The organism is Streptomyces caelestis, assembly GCF_001279005.1.
Taxonomy (GTDB): domain Bacteria; phylum Actinomycetota; class Actinomycetes; order Streptomycetales; family Streptomycetaceae; genus Streptomyces; species Streptomyces heliomycini.
The window spans coordinates 1-480 of sequence record NZ_LGCN01000067.1 but is presented as its reverse complement, the minus strand read 5'-3'; the positions used below and the strand labels follow the sequence as shown (position 1 = coordinate 480).

At 64.8% G+C, this 480-nt stretch carries 1 protein-coding gene; it reads right to left on the bottom strand.

From position 1 onward, the window contains the following. On the bottom strand, positions 1-480 hold a 480-nt coding region (locus ADK41_RS06815; RefSeq protein ID WP_030837673.1), incomplete at both ends, for an alpha-amylase family glycosyl hydrolase.

Here is a 480-nt window from a genome sequence, read left to right as displayed (position 1 = left end):
CGACGACGTCCTCCGGCCACTGGTTGGCCTCGGCCAGCAGCACGGTGTCCGGGTACTGCGTGTCGATCTCCTTGCGCACCCGCTTCAGGAACGCGTGCGTCTCCGGGAGGTTCTCGCAGTTCGTCCCCTCCTGCTGGTACAGGTACGGCACCGCGTCGAGGCGGAAGCCGTCGATCCCCAGGTCCAGCCAGAACTTCAGCGCGGAGATCATCTCCTCCTGGACCGCCGGGTTCTCGTAGTTGAGGTCCGGCTGGTGGGAGAAGAAGCGGTGCCAGTAGTACTGCTTGCGCACCGGGTCGTACGTCCAGTTGGAGGCCTCGGTGTCGACGAAGATGATCCGGGCGTCCTGGAACTGCTTGTCGTCGTCCGCCCACACGTAGTAGTCGCCGTAGGGGCCGTCGGGGTCCTTGCGGGACTCCTGGAACCACGGGTGCTGGTCGCTGGTGTGGTTCATGACGAAGTCGATGATCACGCGCATCC